Annotated in this window: 5 protein-coding genes; all 5 read left to right on the top strand. The window is 48.6% G+C overall.

The features are described from left to right. Positions 1 to 209 precede the first annotated feature (209 nt). Positions 210 to 581 carry a TadE/TadG family type IV pilus assembly protein gene (locus AB1466_07395; protein ID MEW6189909.1) on the top strand — a complete coding sequence of 124 codons (372 nt, stop codon included), beginning with the start codon at positions 210 to 212 and terminating at the stop codon, positions 579 to 581. Positions 582 to 600: 19 nt separating this feature from the next. Further along, positions 601 to 1,923 (top strand): Tad domain-containing protein, encoded by a 1,323-nt coding sequence (locus AB1466_07390; GenBank protein MEW6189908.1) that lies wholly within the window; start codon positions 601 to 603, stop codon positions 1,921 to 1,923. 22 nt (positions 1,924 to 1,945) lie between these two features. Continuing rightward, positions 1,946 to 2,689 carry a Flp pilus assembly protein CpaB gene (gene cpaB / locus AB1466_07385; protein ID MEW6189907.1) on the top strand — a complete coding sequence of 248 codons (744 nt, stop codon included), beginning with the start codon at positions 1,946 to 1,948 and terminating at the stop codon, positions 2,687 to 2,689. 14 nt (positions 2,690 to 2,703) lie between these two features. Continuing rightward, a complete protein-coding gene (locus AB1466_07380) occupies positions 2,704 to 3,882 on the top strand; it encodes a P-loop NTPase (GenBank protein ID MEW6189906.1) in 1,179 nt (392 codons plus the stop codon). Continuing rightward, a partial coding sequence (locus AB1466_07375) for a CpaF family protein (protein MEW6189905.1) occupies positions 3,879 to 4,861 on the top strand: 983 nt, incomplete at its 3' end. The genes AB1466_07380 and AB1466_07375, both read left to right, overlap by 4 nt.

The raw sequence follows: 4,861 nt of genomic DNA, 5'->3' as shown, positions 1-4,861 counted from the left end.
TAGAGTACGGAATAATGGTCGCCTTAATTGCCGTTGTAATCATTGCTACCGTAGCTCTTCTGGGAAATCAACTTGTGGCGGTGTTTGATAGAGTCGTTGCAGCACTATCCGGCGTATAATGCAAAGTAAAATTAGACCCAAAAACTTGAGACTCCGCCCAGGTGGGCGGAGTCTCACTCCTCAAAATGTTTAAAAAGGAAGTGAGCCAAATGATGAGATGGAAAATTATAGAAGAAAAGGGTACAAGTTCCGTTGAATTTGCATTGATACTTCCAATTCTCATACTCATTCTTTTCAGCATTCTGGAATTTGGAATAGCTTACAATCACTACCTCGCGATAACCCACGCGGCGAGGGAGGGAGCGAGACTCGCCGCGGTTGGAAAATACAGTGAAGAAGTGGTGAGGGAAAGAGCATATCCCGTGAATCCCACATCCATAATCACCAACTATCCCAACGGAAACAGACACGGTGAACCGGTGGAAGTCGTGGTCAGGTACGATTTCCCACTGGATATACCCTTGTGGGGATCAGAGACAATTCCCCTGATGAGTAAGGCACAAATGCGCATTGAGCTTTAGGGAAGGTGGAAGTTAAAGGATGAAGCACATATTCAATTTGAATGAAAAAGGAGCGATAACCATATTGGTGGCCTCTGCCTTAGCCATGCTCATCACGGTTGCTGCTCTCGTTGTGGACCTTGGGCTCTTATATCAAGAGCGGAGGCAGCTTCAAACGGCCGTCGATGCAGCAGCTCTAGCAGCAGCCATCGACTTGGCGGAGGGAAGAGATGCGGAACAAGCTGAGGTTTCAGCGGAAAGGTACATCATTGAAAACACCAATGTATCCCCGGAGCAAATAACCATCGATTACCCTGGAGCCAATCGGGTCAGGGTGATCTGCACCACCTCGAGAAACCTCTTGTTGGCAAAGGTTTTTGGGGTTAAAGATGCTCCCGTTAAAGCCACGGCGACAGCCGCCTATGATGTTGCCTCCAGTGTCAGCAACCTGGTTCCAATCATCGTTCCTCTGCAATCGGTGACCACCCACATCGGACAGGAAAATGAAGCTCAATTTGAATTGGGAGAGGACAGACCGGTGGAATCATTCTCCAAAACCGCCACTGTGGACAAAAATACCATAAAATATACCATTTCTTACATCAACACCACCAATAAATCGGTGGATATCACAATCGAAGATCCCATTCCAAAGGGCGCCACTTATGTAAAAGGCGGTGTTTGTTGCGGATGTGGTTGTTCCTGCTGCAGCAGTTGCACATGTTCCCAATGCGGGGGCTGCGACTGTGAATGTGGATGCTGTGATCGTTGCAAATGCCGTTGCTGCTATCACAAAGGCACAAATACCATCGCTTGGAAATTCCGGGATATTCCCTCTGGCGAGCGAAGAACCGTCAGTTTTATGGTGACAACCAGTAGCTCCTCCGCCGTGATGAATAATACCGCTTACCTTACCACCAGTGCCTCAAGCGAAACCGAGACTGCTTCCACCTCGGGATCGGCTCAAAAGGGATACTTCTGGCTCTGCGATTTCGATACCGGTGGTGGTGGAACCCCCGATTTCGATGATTGGATTCGCCATGGTTACCCGGAGGAGGTATCCATCGGATTCGTCGCCAATGGTGAAGGGGTTAGGGCCGCCCTAAAGGATGCCCTGAGCTGGAGAAAAGAACACGATCCAAGCGTCGTCTTACCCCTTTATGACTATACCAAAGGCGGTGGAAGTCCAGGTAAATACCATATCGTGGGATTCGCCGAATTCGTGATCACCAATTTCGATCTCAAAGGAAATCCAAAAACCATAAATGGATACTTCACTAACGGTACGGTAACCACCGGTGCGGGTGGTGAAGAAAAACCACCTTACGACTTCGGAATTTTTGCCGTTTGGTTGGTTGACTAATGGTAAAGGGAGGAGATTGTAAATGAAATCCAAACTGGTAATGGTGCTCATCGCCGCACTTTTGGGAGTGCTGGCCACAATGGGTGTGGCTACCTACATCCAAAATATAGAGTCGCAGATTAAAGAGGGCGGAAAGTTAATGGAGATATTGGTGGCAAGAGAAAATATTCCAGCTGGACTGACCATCGGAGAAATGTTGGATAAAAACCTGGTGGTCTTGAAGAAGATTCCAAAAAGGTACGTAGCTTCAGGGGCTATCTCCTCTCCCGCGAAGGTCGACGGTAAGGTGTTGACCATCTCCTTGAGCGAGGGGGAACAACTCATGGAAGGCAAATTCAAGGATTCCTCCACGGCGGAATTATCCTTGAGAATTCCCCATAACATGGTGGCCATCTCCATTCCCGTGGACGAAGTGGTCGGTGTCTCGGACAAAATAAACCCGGGTGATCGCGTAACTGTCATAGCCACTTTCACACCCGGACCAGGAGGTTCCGATGTGACCCGCATCCTGCTGCAAAATGTGGAAGTCCTCGCGACCTCAGCGGAGATTCAGAGGACTTCTAAAAAACCGGGGATAGGCAATACCTCGAACTTAAGCAAGAAAACCATCACCCTTGCAGTTCCCCCCGCCGATGCCGAAAAACTCGTCTTCGCCGAGGAAAAGGGTCATGTTTGGATAGCACTAATGCCCACTGCACCTGGACGGACCAATGATACTCAGCCTGCGGAAACACCGGGGCAGACAATGGAATCTATCTTTAGGTAGAGAGGATGGTCTTAATGATTGCCTTAATCCTGGCCGATCCGGATAAAGATTTCGATAGGGAAATTCGATGGGCTTTGAAGGATAATAAAGATATTTCCGTACGAGCCTTTGCCACCAAACTCGATCAAATTGAGGCTCTCGTGAAGGAACACGCTCCCTGTGTGCTGTTGATCGGTCCGGGATGGAAGGGAAAACCCATCGCTGATCTCGCCAAAAATATAAGAGAGAAAACCAACACAACCGTCATTCTCCCGGTCAACGGCTCTAAACCATGCAACCAAAAGAAAGCCACGTTTGCCCACAGGCAGGGGATCGATTTTCTCACCTTTCCAACTCGAACCGATGAGCTAATCTCCACCATCCAGCGGGCTTATGAAATCCTCAAAGAAACACCTGCTTTCACTGGGAATAAGGGCAAGATTCTCACCATCTTTAGCACTAAAGGTGGCGTGGGCAAAACGGTCATCGCCACGAATCTCGCAGTCTCACTCGCCAAAGATCATGGAACCAGCGTGGTTCTACTCGACCTCGATCTTCAATTTGGCGACGTTGGAGTGATGCTCAAACTCAATCCCGAACACACAATTTACGACGCCGCTTGCGTGGGGGAAAATCTGGATATCGAGGTATTGAGCGGTTTTCTTGCCTCCCACGATTCCGGAGTAAGAGCACTTCTCGCTCCACTCCAACCCGAATTAGCGGATTTGATATCCAGCAAAAGGGTGCAACAAATCCTGAATGCTTTGAGAAAATCCTTCGATTACATAGTGGTGGATACTCCACCTTCCTTTAATGACCATGTGCTCACCGTCTTGGATGAAACCAATCAGATATGTCTCGTAGCCACCATGGATATCCCGACCTTAAAAAATATAAAACTTTGCCTGCAGACACTGAAGTTGTTGGGTTATCAGGAGATAACGAAACTGATAATCAACCGAGCCGATGACAGAATGGGTTTAAATCTCGCTGAGGTGGAAAGGGCTTTAGGAGTGCGTGTCTCCACCTGCATTCCCACCGATAAAAAGGTACCTCTCTCCATAAATAGGGGAGTCCCAGTGGTTCTGGATTCACCACAGGCTCCCTTCAGTAAGAGTTTAAACCGACTCAAGGAGCTGTTTAGATCACTCAACAAAATGAGCGATAAACGAGCACCTAAAGAGAGACCAATCAGAAGGGAAGCGATAGCATGACCCTCCACGAAAGGATAGCCCAGATTAAAAAGATAGGCGAGGAGGAGAAGATAGCTCGAATTTCCCCCCGCCGTAGATTGCTAGAAAAGTTGACCCAGCAGATCCACCGCTCATTAATCGAAGAGCTGGGACCGGAACTTTATGATCAAAATGTGGACTTAAGGGAACTTCAGACGAGAGTCCAGCAAAAGCTGCAGGAGTTAATCTCCCAGGAAAAAACGACCCTCACCTCTGAAGAAAAAATGCAACTCGTTGAGAGCATTACCCATGATGTCTTGGGCTATGGTCCCTTAGAAGAATTCCTGGACGATCCAGAAGTCACTGAGATCATGGTCAACGGTCCGGATACCATCTATATCGAAAAATTCGGAAAGATTTATCCCACGGACCAGAAATTCATCGATGAGGCTCACTTAAGACGGATAATCGATAAGATCGTGGCTCAGGTGGGAAGAAGGATCGATGAGAGTGCTCCCATGGTCGATGCGAGGCTCCCCGATGGCTCTCGAGTGAATGCCATCATTCCTCCCCTAGCCATCGATGGCGCCAAACTCACCATCAGAAAATTTGCCCGCGATCCGTATACCGTCGAGGATCTCATAAACTTCGGCACCATGACCAGAAGAATCGCTCTATTCTGGGAAGCTTGTGTTAAGGGTAGGCTGAATATCATGGTCTCCGGAGGAACGGGATCGGGAAAGACCACGACCCTGAATGTTCTTTCTTCCTTCATCCCTCCGGATGAGCGAATTATCACCATAGAGGATGCGGCGGAGCTCCAACTTCGCCAAGAACACGTCATTCGATTGGAATCCCGTCCCCCAAATATCGAAGGAAAAGGGCAAGTAACCATAAGGGATTTGGTGAGAAACGCCTTGAGAATGAGACCGGATAGGATCGTGGTGGGCGAGGTTAGAGGAGGAGAGGCCCTGGATATGCTACAAGCCATGAATACCGGTCACGATGGTTCATTGTCCAC

It is taken from the genome of Actinomycetota bacterium (genome assembly GCA_040755895.1).
Classification (GTDB): Bacteria; Actinomycetota; Aquicultoria; order Subteraquimicrobiales; family Subteraquimicrobiaceae; genus Subteraquimicrobium.
Note: the sequence above shows the minus strand (reverse complement) of the source record. Positions and strands in the feature narration are given on the sequence as shown.